This is a genomic window from Demequina lignilytica (assembly GCF_030418375.1).
GTDB lineage: Bacteria > Actinomycetota > Actinomycetes > Actinomycetales > Demequinaceae > Demequina > Demequina lignilytica.
Genome location: NZ_JAUHPZ010000007.1, coordinates 20,554 through 36,925, shown reverse-complemented (window position 1 = coordinate 36,925; position 16,372 = coordinate 20,554). Strand labels below are relative to the sequence as shown.

Annotated in this window: 12 protein-coding genes and 1 tRNA gene; 6 read left to right on the top strand and 7 right to left on the bottom strand. The window is 70.0% G+C overall.

What is annotated here, in order from left to right:
- The first annotated feature begins 50 nt into the window (after positions 1–50).
- The 4 genes from gltB (at position 51) to gtfA (ending at position 9,100) form a co-directional block, all read left to right on the top strand.
- Positions 51–4,586 (top strand): glutamate synthase large subunit, encoded by a 4,536-nt coding sequence (gene gltB / locus QQX13_RS10345; RefSeq protein WP_301121518.1) that lies wholly within the window; start codon positions 51–53, stop codon positions 4,584–4,586.
- The gene (locus QQX13_RS10340; protein ID WP_301153350.1) at positions 4,579–6,045 is read left to right on the top strand and encodes a glutamate synthase subunit beta; all 1,467 of its coding nucleotides are present in this window, start codon (positions 4,579–4,581) and stop codon (positions 6,043–6,045) included. The genes gltB and QQX13_RS10340 overlap by 8 nt, the downstream gene beginning before the upstream one ends.
- A gap of 16 nt (positions 6,046–6,061) precedes the next feature.
- Complete coding sequence (gene pyk, locus QQX13_RS10335; protein ID WP_301121514.1) at positions 6,062–7,480, top strand: pyruvate kinase; 1,419 nt, start codon at positions 6,062–6,064, stop codon at positions 7,478–7,480.
- Positions 7,481–7,597: 117 nt separating this feature from the next.
- Entirely contained in the window at positions 7,598–9,100 is a 1,503-nt protein-coding gene (gtfA, locus tag QQX13_RS10330; RefSeq protein ID WP_301153349.1) for a sucrose phosphorylase, read from the top strand.
- Here gtfA and QQX13_RS10325 read toward each other — a convergent pair.
- Both QQX13_RS10325 and QQX13_RS10320 read right to left on the bottom strand, forming a co-directional pair.
- The gene (locus QQX13_RS10325; protein ID WP_301121508.1) at positions 9,081–9,533 is read right to left on the bottom strand and encodes a methylglyoxal synthase; all 453 of its coding nucleotides are present in this window, start codon (positions 9,531–9,533) and stop codon (positions 9,081–9,083) included. The genes gtfA and QQX13_RS10325 overlap by 20 nt on opposite strands.
- Before the next feature lie 27 nt (positions 9,534–9,560).
- Positions 9,561–9,634 (bottom strand) — tRNA-Leu (locus QQX13_RS10320).
- Positions 9,635–9,655: 21 nt separating this feature from the next.
- On the opposite strand from QQX13_RS10320, the gene QQX13_RS10315 reads away from it, so the two are divergent.
- Both QQX13_RS10315 and QQX13_RS10310 read left to right on the top strand, forming a co-directional pair.
- A complete protein-coding gene (locus QQX13_RS10315; protein WP_301121506.1) occupies positions 9,656–10,282 on the top strand; it encodes an ANTAR domain-containing response regulator in 627 nt (208 codons plus the stop codon).
- Positions 10,283–10,444: 162 nt separating this feature from the next.
- Positions 10,445–11,728, top strand: coding sequence for an ABC transporter substrate-binding protein (locus QQX13_RS10310; protein ID WP_301121504.1), 1,284 nt, complete (start codon positions 10,445–10,447; stop codon positions 11,726–11,728).
- A gap of 533 nt (positions 11,729–12,261) precedes the next feature.
- On the opposite strand, the gene QQX13_RS10305 is transcribed toward QQX13_RS10310, so the two are convergent.
- From QQX13_RS10305 to QQX13_RS10285, 5 genes are read right to left on the bottom strand one after another with little or no spacing between them, the layout of a single operon-like run.
- Positions 12,262–12,987 carry an ABC transporter ATP-binding protein gene (locus QQX13_RS10305; protein WP_301121497.1) on the bottom strand — a complete coding sequence of 242 codons (726 nt, stop codon included), beginning with the start codon at positions 12,985–12,987 and terminating at the stop codon, positions 12,262–12,264.
- Complete coding sequence (locus QQX13_RS10300) at positions 12,984–13,829, bottom strand: ABC transporter ATP-binding protein (RefSeq protein WP_301121495.1); 846 nt, start codon at positions 13,827–13,829, stop codon at positions 12,984–12,986. Before QQX13_RS10300 ends, QQX13_RS10305 begins: the two co-directional genes overlap by 4 nt.
- Positions 13,822–14,796, bottom strand: a complete 975-nt coding sequence (locus tag QQX13_RS10295) for a branched-chain amino acid ABC transporter permease (protein ID WP_301121493.1) — start codon at positions 14,794–14,796, stop codon at positions 13,822–13,824. Before QQX13_RS10295 ends, QQX13_RS10300 begins: the two co-directional genes overlap by 8 nt.
- Entirely contained in the window at positions 14,796–15,875 is a 1,080-nt protein-coding gene (locus tag QQX13_RS10290; RefSeq protein ID WP_301121491.1) for a branched-chain amino acid ABC transporter permease, read from the bottom strand. The genes QQX13_RS10295 and QQX13_RS10290 overlap by 1 nt, the downstream gene beginning before the upstream one ends.
- A 49-nt stretch (positions 15,876–15,924) precedes the next feature.
- Entirely contained in the window at positions 15,925–16,356 is a 432-nt protein-coding gene (locus tag QQX13_RS10285; protein WP_301121489.1) for a PaaI family thioesterase, read from the bottom strand.
- Between the last annotated feature and the right edge of the window lie 16 nt (positions 16,357–16,372).

Below are 16,372 nucleotides of genomic sequence, written 5' to 3'. Positions count from 1 at the left end.
CCGAAATCCCAACCATGTCCCCTTCGCAGGGGACGGCTAAGGACGGTGTGATGGTCGCGCATCTTGGCGCTCCCCAGCCCGGCGGCGGGCTCTACAACCCCGCCTACGAGCACGACGCGTGCGGCGTCGCCTTCGTGGCGACCCTGCGTGGCACGGCGGGACGGGACATCGTCGATGCGGGCCTGACCGCCCTGAAGAACCTGGAGCACCGCGGCGCGGTGGGCGCGGAGACGGAGACCGGCGACGGCGCGGGCATCCTCACCCAGGTGCCCGACGCCTTCCTGCGCGAGGTGACGGACGTCGAGCTGCCCGCGGCGGGCGAGTACGCCGTCGGCATCGCGTTCCTCACGCCGGGAGCGGAGGACGCGGAGGTCGCGGCGTTCGAGGACGCCGCGCGCATCGAGGGCGTCACCGTGCTCGGCTGGCGCGACGTGCCCGTCGACCCCGAGCCGCTGGGGCCGTCCGCGCGTGCCGCGATGCCTACCTTCCGGCAGGTGTTCCTGGCCGCCGAGGGCGCGTCCGGCATCGTCCTGGACCGCCGCGCCTACCGCGTCCGCAAGCGCGCCGAGGGCCAGGGCGGACCCTTCTTCGCCTCCCTGTCGTCGCGCACCCTGACGTACAAGGGCATGCTCACGACCTACCAGCTCGAGCAGGTGTTCCCGGACGTGACGCACCCGCTGTTCGAGTCCGAGCTCGCGCTGGTGCACTCCCGCTTCTCCACCAACACGTTCCCGTCGTGGCCGCTCGCGCAGCCGCTGCGCGGCATCGCCCACAACGGTGAGATCAACACCGTCCGGGGCAACCGGAACTGGATGGCGGCCCGTGAGGGCATGCTCCAGTCCGAGCTGCTCGGCGACCTCGCGCCGCTCATGCCCGTGTGCACGCCGTCGGCGTCGGACACCGCGTCCTTCGACGAGGTGCTGGAGCTGCTCCACCTGGGCGGACGCCCGATCCACCACGCGCTGCTGATGATGATCCCGGAGGCGTGGCAGAACAACGCCGAGATGGACCCTGCCCGCCGCGCCTTCTACGAGTACCACTCCGCGCTCATGGAGCCGTGGGACGGCCCCGCCGCGCTCCACTTCACCGACGGCACGGTGATCGGCGCGACGCTCGACCGCAACGGCCTGCGCCCGGGCCGCTTCTGGGTGACGGACGACGGCCTGGTCGTCTGCGGCTCCGAGGCCGGCCTGCTCGACATCGACCCCGCGAAGGTGGTGCGCAAGGGCCGCCTGCAGCCGGGCCGCATGCTGCTGGTGGACACCGGCGCCGGGCGGATCGTCGAGGACGAGGAGATCAAGTCGGCGCTCGCCTCCGAGCACCCGTACGAGCAGTGGGTCTCCGACAACGCGATCCGCCTGTCCGAGGTGCCGGACCGCGAGCACATCGTGCACTCGGCCCGGTCGGTCCAGCGCCGCCAGCGCGCATTCGGCTACACCGAGGAGGAGCTCAAGATCCTGCTCGCGCCCATGGCGCGGGAGGGCCTCGAGCCGATCGGCGCGATGGGCTCCGACACTCCGATCGCCGTCCTGTCGCAGCGCCCGCGCCTGCTGTTCGACTACTTCGTGCAGATGTTCGCGCAGGTGACCAACCCGCCGCTCGACTCGATCCGCGAGGAGGTCGTCACCGCCACCGGCGGCGCGCTCGGCCCCGAGCCGAACCTGCTCGAGGCGACCCCCGAGCACGCGCGGAAGATCATCATCGACTTCCCGGTGATCGACAACGACGAGCTGGCGAAGATCCTCCACATCGATCGCGACCCCAAGCGCCGCGGCGTCTTCTCGTCCCGCAAGGTCCGCGGCCTGTACCGCGTGAACGGCGGTGCAGAGGCGCTCGAGGCCCGCCTGCAGGAGATCTTCCGCGAGGTGGACGAGGCGATCGAGGACGGCGTGTCCTTCCTGGTCCTGTCCGACCGCGACGGCAACCCCGACCTGGCTCCCATCCCGTCGCTGCTGCTCACGTCGGCCGTGCACCACTACCTGGTGCGCACCCACCGCCGCACGCAGCTGTCGATGGTCATCGAGGCCGGCGACGTGCGCGAGGTGCACCACGTCGCGCTCCTGATCGGCTACGGCGCGGGATGCGTGAACCCCTACCTCGCGATGGAGACGGTCGAGGACCTCGCCAAGCGCGGGTACCTCGGCGAGGTCACGGCTCAGAAGGCGACCGCGAACCTCATCAAGGCGCTCGGCAAGGGCGTGCTCAAGATCATGTCCAAGATGGGCATCTCCACGATGGCGTCCTACCGCGGCGCGCAGGTCTTCGAGGCGATGGGCCTGTCGAAGGAGCTCGTCGACCTGCACTTCGCGGGCACGCCGAGCCAGATCGACGGCGTCGGCCTCGACGTGATCGCGGCCGAGGTCGAGGCGCGTCACGCCGACGCCTACCCGGCGTCCGGCGAGCTGCCGCCCCACAGCCGGCTCCGTACCGGCGGCGAGTACCAGTGGCGCCGCGACGGGGAGGAGCACCTCTTCGACCCTGAGACGGTCTTCAAGCTCCAGCACTCCACGCGCACCCGCCGCTACGACCTGTTCCGGGAGTACACGGATCGCGTGGACGGCCAGGCCGAGCGGCTGATGACCCTGCGGGGGCTGCTCGAGTTCTCCTCCGACCGTCCGAGCGTGCCGCTCGAGGAGGTCGAGCCGGTCAGCGAGATCGTCAAGCGGTTCAACACGGGCGCGATGTCCTACGGCTCCATCTCGCAGGAGGCGCACGAGACGCTCGCGGTGGCGATGAACCGCATCGGCGGCAAGTCGAACACCGGCGAGGGCGGCGAGTCCGTCGACCGTCTCTACGACCCTGAGCGCCGCAGCGCGATCAAGCAGATCGCCTCGGGCCGCTTCGGCGTGACCAGCGAGTACCTGGTGAACGCCGACGACATCCAGATCAAGCTCGCCCAGGGCGCGAAGCCGGGCGAGGGCGGCCAGCTGCCGGGGAACAAGGTGTACCCCTGGGTCGCCGAGACCCGGCACTCGACCCCGGGCGTCGGCCTCATCTCGCCGCCCCCGCACCACGACATCTACTCCATCGAGGACCTCAAGCAGCTGATCCACGACGCGAAGAACGCCAACCCGCGGGCGCGCATCCACACCAAGCTGGTGTCGGAGGTCGGCGTCGGCACCATCGCCGCGGGCGTGGCGAAGTGCAAGTCGGACGTGGTGCTCATCTCGGGCCACGACGGCGGCACCGGCGCGAGCCCGCTGAACTCGCTCAAGCACGCGGGCACCTCGTGGGAGATCGGCCTGGCCGAGACCCAGCAGACCCTGGTGCTCAACGACCTGCGCGACCGGATCGTCGTGCAGGTCGACGGCCAGCTCAAGACGGGACGCGACGTGGTCGTGGCCGCGCTGCTGGGTGCGGAGGAGTTCGGCTTCGCTACCGCGCCGCTGGTGGTGTCGGGCTGCATCATGATGCGGGTCTGTCACCTCGACACCTGCCCGGTGGGCGTCGCGACCCAGAACCCCGAGCTGCGGTCGCGCTTCTCCGGCAGGCCCGAGTTCGTCGAGACGTTCTTCGAGTTCATCGCCGAGCAGGTGCGGGAGCACCTCGCCGCGCTGGGCTTCCGCTCGATCGCCGAGGCGGTCGGCCACGTGGAGGCCTTGGAGACCCGTCGGGCGATCGACCACTGGAAGGCCGCCGGTCTCGACCTGGCGCCGGTGCTCGCGCGCCCCGCGGCGGGGGCCGCCCTGATCAACTCGACCCACCAGGAGCACGGCCTCGAGAACGCGCTCGACAACGAGCTGATCGCAGCGGCCGAGCCTGCGCTCGAGCGAGGCGAGCCCGTGCGCATCGTCCGCGACGTCCAGAACATCAACCGCACGGTCGGCACCATGCTCGGCTTCGAGGTGACCCGCCGCTACCGGGGAGCGGGGCTTCCTGACGGCACCATCGACGTCACCCTCACCGGGAGCGCCGGCCAGTCCTTCGGCGCCTTCGTGCCGCGCGGCATCACGCTGCGCCTCGAGGGCGACGCGAACGACTACGTCGGCAAGGGGCTCTCGGGCGGTCGTGTGATCGTGCGCCCCGCGCGCGAGTCCATGCTCGACGAGTCGCGCGACGTGATCGGCGGCAACGTGGTCGGCTACGGCGCCACGGGCGGCGAGATCATGCTGCGCGGCCAGGTCGGCGAGCGGTTCCTGGTCCGCAACTCCGGCGCCACCGCGGTGGTGTGCGGGGTGGGCGACCACGCCCTCGAGTACATGACCGGCGGCACCGCCGTGATCCTCGGCCGCACCGGCCGCAACCTCGGCGCCGGCATGTCGGGCGGCACGGCCTACGTCCTCGACCTGCGGCCGGGCCGGGTCAACGCCCAGGCGCTGTCCGCGGGCGAGCTCACGCTGAGCCCGCTGGATCCCGAGGACGATGTGATCGTCCGCACGCTCGTCGAGCGTTTCGGCGAGGAGACCCAGTCGCAGCTCGCGCGCGAGCTGCTGGCGGACTGGGAGGCGGCGAGCGCCCGGTTCACCCGGGTGCTGCCCGCACAGTACGCGCGCGTCCGTGACGCGCTGGCCGAGCTCGAGGCGAAGGGCGGGGACCTCCGCGCCCCCGGCGCCTGGGCCGAGTTCCTGGAGGTGACCGGTGGCTGACCCCCGTGGATTCCTGAAGGTTCGTGAGCGGGAGACCCCGCCGTACCGCCCCGTGGCGGTCCGCCTGCGCGACTGGAACGAGGTGAAGGACGAGCTCGGTCGCGATCAGGTGGTGCTGCAGCGCCAGGCCGGTCGTTGCATGGACTGCGGCATCCCGTTCTGCCATCAGGGCTGCCCGCTGGGCAACCTGATCCCCGAGTGGAACGACCTGGTGTGGCGCGGCCAGTACGCCGACGCGATCGAACGCCTCCACGCCACCAACAACTTCCCGGAGTTCACCGGGCGCATCTGCCCGGCCCCGTGCGAGACGTCCTGCGTGCTCGGGATCAACCAGCCGGCAGTGACCATCAAGAACGTCGAGGTCGAGATCATCGACCGCGCGTTCGAGGACGGCAACGTCACGCCGCACATCGCCCAGCGCCACACGGGCAAGACCGTCGCGGTGGTCGGATCGGGACCCGCGGGTCTCGCCGCCGCCCAGCAGCTGACCCGCGCCGGTCACACGGTGGCCGTCTACGAGAAGGACGACGTCCCCGGCGGCCTGCTCCGCTACGGCGTGCCGGACTTCAAGATGGAGAAGCACATCATCGACCGCCGCATCGCTCAGATGGAGCGCGAGGGCACGCGCTTCCGCAGCGGCATCGAGATCGGCAAGGACATCACGTGGGACGACCTGCGCGCGCGCTACGACGCCGTGCTGATCGCCACGGGCGCCCCGGTCCCGCGGGAGCTGCCGCTGCCCGGTCGCGACCTGGACGGCATCCACGTCGCGATGCCGTACCTCCACCAGGGCAACCTGGCAGCGGCGGGCGTCGAGGTCGAGGACCAGATCCACGCCGAAGGCAAGCACGTGATCGTGATCGGCGGAGGCGACACCGGCTCCGACTGCATCGGCACGGCGCTCCGTCAGGGCGCGGCGACGGTCACCACGCTCGCGATCGGCAAGAAGCCGCCGACGGAGCGCACCGACTCGATGCCCTGGCCCACCGACCCGCGCCTGTTCGAGGTCTCGTCGAGCCACGAGGAGGGCGGCGAGCGTGACTACCTCGCCTCGACCGTCGAGTTCGTCGGCGACGAGCACGGTCACGTCCGCGCGCTCAAGGTCGCCGTCACCCAGTACAACCCCGACGGCTCGCGCACGCCCACCCCGGGCACCGAGCGCGAGATCCCCGCGGACCTGGTGCTCATCGCGATGGGCTTCACTGGGCCGGAGGTCACGACCCTCCAGGAGCAGTCCCAGGTAGCGTTGACGTCGCGCGCTCAGATCGAGCGTGCTGAGAACTTTGCGACCACCCAGGAGGGCGTGTTCGTGGCCGGCGATGCCGGGCGCGGGGCGTCGCTCGTGGTCTGGGCGATCGCCGAAGGTCGTGCGGCTGCCGCCGCGATCGACCAGTACCTGTCAGGGAGCACCGAGCTCCCGGCGCCGGTCACGGCGCACACCATGGCGCTGCGCGCCTGAACCGAGGTTGGAGAACATGCGAAACGCGAAGATTGTCTGCACGATCGGCCCGGCCACCGCGCCGATCGACCAGATGCGCAAGCTCGTCGGTGCGGGGATGGACGTCGCCCGCATCAACCGCAGCCACGGCAGCGCCGAGGAGCACGAGCAGGTCTACCGCAACATCCGCCAGGCCGCCGAGGAGCTCGGCCGCAACGTCGCCGTGCTGGTCGACCTGCAGGGCCCCAAGATCCGCCTCGAGAAGTTCGCCGACGGCCCCCACGAGCTCGCCGTCGACGACGTCTTCACCATCACGACGCGCGACGTCGCGGGCACCAAGGACCTCTGCGGCACCACGTTCAAGGGCCTGCCGGGCGACTGCAAGGTCGGCGACACGCTGCTGATCGACGACGGCAAGGTCCGCCTCGTCGTGACCGAGGTCACCGACACCGACGTGGTCACCAAGGTGGTCGTCCCGGGCCCCGTGTCCAACAACAAGGGCATCAACCTGCCCGGCGTCGCCGTCTCGGTCCCCGCGCTGTCGGAGAAGGACCAGGACGACCTGCGCTGGGGTCTCAAGCTCGGCGCCGACTTCATCGCCCTCTCGTTCGTGCGCTCCGCGAAGGACTACGAGGACGTCGCGCGCATCATGGCGGAGGAGGGTCGCACCATCCCCGTCATCGCCAAGGTCGAGAAGCCCCAGGCGGTCGAGAACCTCGCCGAGATCGTCGATGCCTTCGACGGCGTGATGGTCGCCCGCGGCGACCTGGGCGTCGAGCTCCCGCTCGAGGAGGTGCCGCTCGTCCAGAAGCGCGCGATCGAGCTGTGCCGCTCGCAGGCGAAGCCCGTGATCGTCGCCACGCAGGTGCTCGAGTCGATGACGCACTCGCCGGTGCCGACCCGTGCGGAGACCTCGGACTGTGCCAACGCGATCCTCGACGGCACCGACGCGGTCATGCTGTCGGGCGAGACCTCGGTGGGCGACTTCCCGATCGTCACGGTCGAGACCATGGCCCGCATCGTCAAGAACACGGAGGAGAAGGGCTACTCGCGCATCGCGCCGTACCTCTCGACCCCGCACACCCGCGGTGGCGCGATCACCCACGCGGCCTCGGAGATCGCCGAGAACCTCGACATCAAGTACATCGTCACGTTCACCCAGTCGGGTGACTCGGCGCAGCGCATGTCGCGCCTGCGTCCGAACACCCCGATGCTCGCGTTCACCCCGAACGCGGACACCCAGAAGCGCCTCGCGCTGTCCTGGGGCGTCCACGCCGAGCTGGTGGACCCGGTGTACAACACCGACGACATGGTCTCGCTGGTCGACTCGTACCTCAAGGACAGCGGTCGTGCGGTCGACGGCGACTACGTGATCGTGGTCTCCGGCACCCCGGTGGGCGTGCCCGGCACGACCAACTCGATCTTCGTCCACAAGGTGGGTCAGGTCCGCCACTAGGACACGCATCGTCCCGCAGGGGCCCGTCGGCGCGTGCCGACGGGCCCCTCGCCGTCTCCCCGCCCTAGAGTGGAAGGGGAGCGGCGCGACGGGGCGCGGCGACCCGAGGAGGCGATCGTGGTCCGCAACGGGGTGCAGCTCATCACCTACGCCGACCGGCTCGCCGGGGACCTGCCCGGCCTGGCGCGCCTGCTCACGTCCGAGCCGTGGGCGCGCGCCTTCTCGGGCGTGCACATCCTGCCGTTCTTCACGCCGTTCGACGGCGCCGACGCCGGATTCGACCCGGTCGACCACACGGCCGTGGACCCGCGGCTCGGCGTCTGGGAGGACGTCGCAGGGATCGGTGCGGACGGGGACCTGATCGTCGACATCATCGTCAACCACGTCTCCGCCGACTCCGCGGCCTTCCGCGACTGGCGCGCGCGGGGCCGCGACTCGGACGCGAACGGGATGTTCCTCACGCTGTCGTCGGTGTTCCCGGAGGGCGCGAGCGAGTCGCAGCTCGCCCGCATCTACCGGCCGCGCCCGGGGCTGCCCTTCACCCCGATCACGGTGGCGGGGGAGCGGCGGCTCGTGTGGACCACCTTCACGCCGCAACAGATCGACATCGACGTCGCCCATCCGCGCTCCCGCGCCTACCTCGACAGCATCCTCGACGCGGTCGCGCGGGCCGGGGTGGCGATGGTGCGGCTCGACGCGGTCGGCTATGCGATCAAGACCCCGGGCACCACGTGCTTCATGACGGACGCGACCTTCGAGTTCATCGCGGACTTCACGGAGCGCGCCCGCGCGCGCGGCGTCGAGGTGCTGGTCGAGGTCCACTCGTACTTCCGGCGGCAGATCGAGATCGGTCGCTCCGTGGATCGCGTGTACGACTTCGGGCTGCCGCCGCTGGTGCTGCACGCGCTCCACACGGGTGACGGCGGTCCCCTCGTCGAGTGGTTCCGCGTGCGCCCCGCCAACGCCGTCACGGTGCTCGACACCCACGACGGCATCGGCGTGATCGACGTCGGCGCCGACGAGTCCGCCGAGGGTTCGCCCGGCCTGCTCCCGCCCGCGGCGCTCGACGCGCTGGTCGAGACCATCCACGAGGCCTCGGGCGGGAGCTCGCGCCTCGCGACGGGTGCCGCCGCCTCGAACCTCGACCTGTACCAGGTGAACTGCACGTACTACGACGCGCTCGGCGCCGACGATCGGGCCTACCTGGCGGCCCGCGCGATCCAGTTCTTCACCCCCGGGATCCCGCAGGTCTACTACGTCGGCGCGCTCGCCGGCCGCAACGACGTCGAGCTCCTCGGCGCGACCGGCGTCGGTCGCGACATCAACCGCGCGTACTACGGCGCCCACGACGTCGAGCGCGAGCTCGCGCGCCCGGTGGTGCGTGCGCTGATGGCGCTGTGCGCCTGGCGGACGGCCATGCCGGTGTTCGACGGCGCCTTCCGCTTCTCGCTCGACGATGCGGTGCTCACCATGGCGTGGCAGGCGGGGTCGGACTCGGCGACGCTGGCGGTGGATCTCCGGTCGCGCGCGGTGCGCCTCGGCTGGGAGGTCGACGGCGTCGCGGGGGAGACCACCGACCTGCTGGCGGATCCGCCCCGGCTCAGTCCTGCTGGCCCTTGAAGTCCTCCCAGTCGCGCGGACCGATCACCGGCCGTACCGGCTGGTAGCCGTCGGAGAAGAGCGGCGACGAGATGATGAAGTCGGCGGTCGCGACGTTGGATGCCATCGGGATGTTCCACAGCGCGCCCAGGCGCAGCAGCGCCTTGACGTCCGGGTCGTGGGGCTGTGCCTCGAGCGGATCCCAGAAGAAGATGAGCATGTCGATGCGGCCCTCGGCGATGCGGCCGCCGATCTGCTGGTCGCCGCCCACCGGACCCGAGAGGAAGCGGTGCACCTTGAGCCCGGTCTCGAACTCCAGCATCGTCCCGGTGGTGCCCGTGGCGTACAGGGTGTGAGGTGCGAGGGAGCCCTTGTTGTACGAGGCCCACTCGACCAGCTCGGCCTTCTTGTTGTCGTGCGCGACCAGCGCGATGTGACGCGGTGCGGGGGCCATGGCTGTCCTCTCGACGGGGGATGCGAGTGCCCCGGGTGGGATTCGAACCCACAACACCGCGGGTTTGAGCCGCGTGCCTCTGCCAGTTGGGCTACCGGGGCGGGGGCACTAGGCTATCGCCTGTGACTGACGAGAATGTCGCTCCCGAGGAGCAGAAGGCCAAGCCCGCCACCCGGACCCGCCGCGCCGTCGTCGCCGAGGACGAGGCGCTCATCCGCATGGACATCGTCGAGACCCTCCGCGAGGGCGGGTACGACGTCGTCGGCGAGGGCGCGAACGGCGAGGAGGGCGTGGAGCTCGCGCGCGAGCACAAGCCCGACGTGGTGGTGATGGACGTGAAGATGCCCGTGATGGACGGCATCTCCGCGGCCGAGATCATCGCGAAGGAGCGCATCGCGCCCGTGGTGCTGCTGACCGCGTTCTCGCAGACCGAGCTGGTGGAGCGCGCCCGTGACGCGGGCGCCATGGCGTACGTGGTGAAGCCCTTCACCCCGGGCGACCTGCTGCCTGCCGTCGAGATCGCGGCGTCGCGCTACGTCGAGATCCGGGCCCTCGAGTCGGAGATCGCGGACATCAACGAGCGCATGGAGACCCGCAAGAAGGTCGAGCGCGCCAAGGGCCTCCTGATGGAGAAGATGAAGCTCAACGAGCCGGAGTCCTTCCGCTGGATCCAGAAGACCTCGATGGACCGTCGTCTCACCATGCGAGAGGTCGCGGAGGCCGTCATCGACCAGATGGGCGGAAAGTAGCGCCTTCTGTCGCTTTTGCACGAAGTTCGGTCACAGAATCGTGATGGACACGACGCAATCGCGTAACTTTCTGCCGCTACCGTGACGGTTACCGCGCTGGGGATCCTCCTCAGTGCGTCGTGACCAATGGCGAGAACACCTCGCCTCACGGGAGGAAACAACATGGCACGATGGAACTCCATCGCCCGCGGCGCCGCAGTCATCGGCGTGGCGGCACTGTCGCTGGCGGCCTGCTCCACCTCGGAGAGCGAGGGCGGCTCGAGCTCGGACTCCACCTCGGGCGGCAGCGCCTCGGGTGAGGGTCTGAAGATCGGCTCGCTGCTGCCGATCACGGGCTCGCTCGCCTTCCTGGGCCCGCCGGAGATCGCGGGTGTGGACCTCGCCATCCAGGAGATCAACGAGGCCGGCGGCGTGCTCGGTGCGGACGTCACCGTCCAGCACGAGGACTCCTCGGACACCGCGAACCCGAACATCACGGCCGACTCGGTCAGCGCCCTGCTCTCGGGCGGCGTCTCGGTGGTCATCGGTGCGGCGTCCTCCTCGGTCACGCTGAACGCGATCGACGACATCACCAACGCCGGCGTGGTCCAGGTCTCGCCCGCGAACACCGCGACCTCGCTGACCGGCTACTCGCCGTTCTACTTCCGCACCGCTCCGCCGGACACCGTCCAGGGCAACGCGCTCGGCAACCTGATCGTCGCCGACGGCGTGACCAACCTGGGCATCCTGGTCTTCAACGACGACTACGGCACCTCGCTGCGCGACGTCGTCAAGGAGACCGTCGAGGCCGAGGGCGTCACGGTGACCTACGGCGAGGAGGGCCAGGAGTTCGACCCGAACGCCTCGTCGTTCGCGTCGGACGTCCAGGCGATCCTGGCGACCAACCCCGAGGCCATCGCGCTCATCGCGTTCGACCAGACCGCGCTGATCGTGCCCGAGCTCGCCGCGGCGGGCTTCGACACCTCCAAGCTCTACTTCGTGGACGGCAACCTGGCCGACTACTCGGCTGAGCTCGAGGCCGGTCTGCTCACCGGCGCGAAGGGCACCCTGCCCGGCGCGTCCCCGGCGGACGACTTCCGTGCGCTCCTCGACTCGGTCGCCGACGGCGGCTCGCTCGACGAGTACGCGTACGGCGCCGAGTCCTACGACGCCGTCATGCTCACCGCGCTCGCCGCGGTGAAGGGTGGCGCGACCGACGGCCAGACCATCGCCGACAACATGGCGGCCGTGTCGGGTGCGACCGGCGGTGCCGAGTGCACCGGCTTCGCGGAGTGCGTCGAGATGATCGAGGCCGGCGAGGAGATCAGCTACGTGGCGGTCTCCGGTGTGGGCCCGTTCAACGCCGCCAACGACCCGTCCAGCGCCTACATCGGCGTCTACGAGTACGGCGACGACAACACCTACTCGCTGCTCGACACCGTCTTCGGTGAGGTCCCGGAGGCCTGAACCTGACAGGCACCCGACGATCTGAGCATCACGCACGAGGCCCCCGGCTTTCGCCGGGGGCCTCGTCGTGTGTGCGGGCCGGGGCGGGCCGACCCGTCCTCGTCCGGACCCGGCCACCCCGCATCGTCCGGACCCGGCCTCCCCGCATCGTCCGGACCCGGCCTCCCCGCATCGTCGCGACCCTCCCCGCCGCGGCCCCATCTCGACCCTTCCCGCCGCGAAATGGACGCTGGCTGCCCGAAAGCGGCGCGTTTCGTGCACAGGACGTCCATCCCGCGGGGATGTGCGCGCCGCGGGTGACCGCAGCGCGTCTGCGGGCGCCCGCGCATCGTCGGAGCCGGCCGCCCCTCGCCCCACCCCATCCCCTCCCGCCCCCTCCGCGAAATGGACGCTGGCTGCCCGAAAGCGGCCCGTCTCGTGCACCGGACGTCCATTCCGCGGGGGATGTGGGCAGCACGGACGATGCGCGGGCACAGCGAAGGGCCCCGACCCGCCGTCGCGGATCGGGGCCCTGAGGCGTCGAGGACGCCCGGTTACGCGCCGAGCGTGCCCAGATACAGCTCGATGACCTTGGGGTCCTTGAGCAGCTCCTGGCCGGTCGCGGTGTACGCGGACGTGCCCTGGTCGAGGACGTAGCCGCGGTCGCAGATCTGCAGGCAACGACGCGCGTTCTGCTCGACCATGATCACCGTGACGCCCGTGCGGTTGATGTCGCGGGTCCGCACGAAGGTCTCGTCCTGACGTGCAGGGGAGAGGCCGGCGCTGGGCTCGTCGAGGAGCAGCACCTGCGGGTCCATCATGAGCGCGCGGGCCATGGCGACCATCTGGCGCTCACCGCCGGAGAGCGAGCCGGCGCGCTGGCTCTTGCGGTCGATGAGGACCGGGAAGAGCTCGCCGATCTTCTTCAGCTGCTTCTTGAAGTTCTTGTGCGCCTGGTACGCGCCCATCTCGAGGTTCTCCTCGATGGTGAGCGTGGGGAACACGTTGTTGGTCTGCGGGACGAAGCCGACGCCGCGCTTGACCAGCTGGTCGGCACGCAGGTTCGTGATGTCCTCGCCCGCCAGCGTGACGGAGCCCTCGCGCACCGGCACCAGGCCGAAGAGGGACTTGAGGAACGTCGACTTGCCGGCGCCGTTGGGGCCGATGATGCCGATGAGCTCGCCCTGCTTCACCTCCATGGTGCAGCCGTTGAGGATGTTGATCCCCGGCAGGTAGCCGGCGATCAGGTTGTCCGCGTGAAGGATCACGTTGTCGCTCATGCGTCACGCTCCTCGGAGAGGTCGGTGTCGTGGTGGGCGCCCAGGTACGCGTCCTGCACCGCCTGGTTGGACATGACGGTGCCGGCCGGGCCCTCGGCGATGATCTGGCCCTCGGCCATCACCACCACCCAGTCGGAGATCCGTCGGACCATGTGCATGTCGTGCTCGACGAAGAGGACGGTCATGCCCTCCTCCTTGAGCTCGACGATGTGGTCGAGGAGCGACTCCGTCAGCGCCGGGTTCACGCCCGCCATCGGCTCGTCGAGCATCACCATGGTCGGCTTCGACATGAGCGCGCGTGCCATCTCGAGGAGCTTGCGCTGTCCGCCCGAGAGCGAGCCCGCGTAGTCGTCCTTCTTCTCGTAGAGCTTGAAGCGGTGCAGGAGCTCGTGCGCCTGCTCCGTGATCTGACGCTCACGCGCGCTCCACAGCGGCGGGACGAAGGCCGTGAGGATGTTCTCACCCGGCTGCTCCTGAGCGCCGAGCCGCATGTTCTCGATGACCGTCATGCGGCTGAGCGCCTTGGTCAGCTGGAACGTGCGGACCATGCCGGCGCGCGCCACCTTGGCGGACGGCATGCCCTTGAGGGGCTTGCCGTTGAACACGCCCTCGCCCTCCTGGGCCATGTCGAAGCCCGTGAGGAGGTTGAAGAACGTGGACTTGCCCGCGCCGTTCGGGCCGATCAGCGCGGTGATCGAGTTGCGCTGCACCTCGAAGTGGTTCACGTTGACGGCGGTGAGGCCGCCGAAGCGGCGCACCACGCCGTCGGCCACCAGGATCGCGTCGGGCTTGGCGGCTCCGGGCTCGTGGGCCACGGAGGCGAATGCGGTCGTCTCAGCCATTGAACGCCAGCTCCTTCTTGTTGCCGAGCACGCCCTGGGGGCGGAAGATCACGAGCAGCATCAGCGTCACGCCGACGAGCACGAGCGAGAACGGCTCGAGCTCGGTCGGGGAGAGCACCGTGTCGGGGATGACGGCTCCCGCGACGCCCTTGACCAGCGTGAGCGCCGACCAGAAGAGCACCGAGCCGAGCATCGGACCGAACACCGTCGCGGCACCGCCGAGCAGCAGCAGCGTCCACAGCCAGAACGTCGTGGGACGTCCCATCGAGTCCGGCTGCACCGAGTTGCCCAGCGCCCACATGATGCCGCCGAAGGCTCCGATGACACCACCGATGACGAGCGCCTGCATCTTGTACGAGTAGACGTTCTTGCCGAGCGAGCGGACGGCGTCCTCGTCCTCGCGGACACCCTTGAGCACGCGACCCCACGGCGACTTCGAGAGCCGCCAGTAGATCAGCGAGAAGAGGATCACGAGGCCCCAGGTGACGGTCGTCAGCCACCACGACGACGAGCGCGACCCGTGCATCGAGATGGGGCCGATGGTGACGATGCTGTCGGGGAACGGCGACAGGGTCTCGAACGGCTCCTTGTAGTCGATGCCGCGGATGCCGGACGAGGCGCCGGTCAGGTCCTTGAGGCTCTGGGAGCGGCCGAGGAAGCGCACCATCTCGGCGGCGGCGATGGTGACGATCGCCAGATAGTCGCCGCGCAGCTTCAGCGTCGGCCACCCGAGCAGCAGCGCGAAGACCGCGGCCGCGGCGAGCCCGATGATGAGCGCCAGCCAGATCGGCAGGCCGTTCGACAGCGAGATCGCGAAGCCGTACATGCCGAGCAGCATGAAGCCGGCCTGGCCCATGTTGAGCAGGCCCGTGAGGCCGAAGTGGAAGTTGAGGCCGATCGCGGCGAGCGCGAAGGCGGCCGTGGACGGCGCGATCGCCGTCGTGAGCACGTTGGTGAGGATGTCCATCAGCCGACCCTCTCTGCCTTGCCCAGGATGCCCTGGGGACGAACGAGCAGGACCAGGATCAGGATGCCCAGCGCCGTCGCGAACTTGAGGTCCGGCGGCAGCCAGACCGTGGACATCTCGGCGACCACTCCGATCACGAGCGAGCCGACGAGCGCGCCGTACGGGTGGCCGAGGCCGCCCAGCGTCACCGCGGCGAACATCATCATCAGCAGCTGCGTGCCGTCATCGAAGCTCATGCCCTGCTGGTACAGGGCGAGCAGGATGCCGCCGAGCGCGGCGAGACCGGCCGCCATGATCCAGACGATGCGGATGATCGAGTCGACCTTGATGCCGGACGCCGACGCGAGGGCCGGGTTGTCGGACACGGCGCGCGTCGCGCGGCCGAGGCGGGTGCGCTGCAGGAAGAACGCGACGCCGACGAGCGCGGCGACGGCGATGCCGACCGAGATCAGCGTCTGGTTGCCGATCTGGATGGGGCCGTACTGGTGGCGGGGGTCGACCGCCTGGATGAGGCGCACCGGGCGTCCGCCCATCCACCACTGGATCAGGTTGACCAGGGCGAGCGAGAGGCCGATCGACACGATCATCTGCTGCACCATGCCCACGCGACGCTTGCGCAGCTGGCTCCACAGCACCTTGTCCTGCACCCAGCCGAGTCCGGAGGCGATGGCCACGGCGATGAGCGCCGCCGGGATGAACGGCAGCCCGATGGTGAACTCCACCGGGATCAGCGGCAGGCTCACCGGCTGCTGCGTGGCGAGGAAGTAGGTGAGCATCGCTCCGAAGGTCACCATCTCGCCGTGCGCGAAGTTGCTCAGGCCCGTGGTGCCGTAGATGAGCGACAGGCCCACCGAGGCGAGCGCCAGCAGCAGGCCGAAGACGATGCCGTTGAGGAAGTTCTGGGCGATGATGTTGGTCCCGCCCGTGGTCGCGGCGGTCGTCGTGGCCGCGGCGGACGGGTCGGTGGAGGCGGCCTCGGCCGCTCCGCCCATGGTCAGGACCGCGGTGACCCCCACCGCCGCGATCACGAAGACGAGCACTGCTCTGAGCAGCACCCGTCGGTCAAGAGTTGCCAGCACGTGTCATACCTCCGTGGTCAAGGTTGCCGCCGAAACTACCCCAGGCGTGTTACCGGCGTGTGGCAGACGTGCTTCTTATTGCACAACTGAGACGTGCCGCGGCGATCATTGCTCCGCTTTCGTCCGAAATCTCCACCTGGTACACCGCCATCGTGCGTCCGCGGCGGAGCGCGGTCGCGGTCGCGGTCACCGTCCCCGTCCGCGCCGAGGCCAGGTGGGAGATGCTGAGGTCGACGCCGACGGCGATGCCGTCCGGATCGCTCTCGAGCGCGTGCGCCATCGCGGCGAGGGACCCGAGGGTCTCCGCGAGCACCGCCGAGGCGCCCCCGTGCAGGAGGCCGTAGGGCTGCGTGTTGCCCTTCACGGGCATGGTGCCGACGGCACGGTCGGCGCTCACCTCGATCACCTCGATTCCCATCTTCTGGATGAGCCCGTCGGGAAGGTCGGCGAGGGATGCGGGGACCGCGTCGTTGTCGGACATAGGGCCTAGATTGGCA

Coding starts and splice junctions, on each gene's coding strand:
- gltB (WP_301121518.1), top strand. CDS start 51: ATGGTCGCGCATCTTGGCGCTCCCCAGCCCGGCGGCGGGCTCTACAAC.
- pyk (WP_301121514.1), top strand. CDS start 6,062: ATGCGAAACGCGAAGATTGTCTGCACGATCGGCCCGGCCACCGCGCCG.
- QQX13_RS10325 (WP_301121508.1), bottom strand. CDS start 9,533: ATGGCCCCCGCACCGCGTCACATCGCGCTGGTCGCGCACGACAACAAG.
- QQX13_RS10310 (WP_301121504.1), top strand. CDS start 10,445: ATGGCACGATGGAACTCCATCGCCCGCGGCGCCGCAGTCATCGGCGTG.
- QQX13_RS10305 (WP_301121497.1), bottom strand. CDS start 12,987: ATGAGCGACAACGTGATCCTTCACGCGGACAACCTGATCGCCGGCTAC.
- QQX13_RS10300 (WP_301121495.1), bottom strand. CDS start 13,829: ATGGCTGAGACGACCGCATTCGCCTCCGTGGCCCACGAGCCCGGAGCC.
- QQX13_RS10295 (WP_301121493.1), bottom strand. CDS start 14,796: ATGGACATCCTCACCAACGTGCTCACGACGGCGATCGCGCCGTCCACG.
- QQX13_RS10285 (WP_301121489.1), bottom strand. CDS start 16,356: ATGTCCGACAACGACGCGGTCCCCGCATCCCTCGCCGACCTTCCCGAC.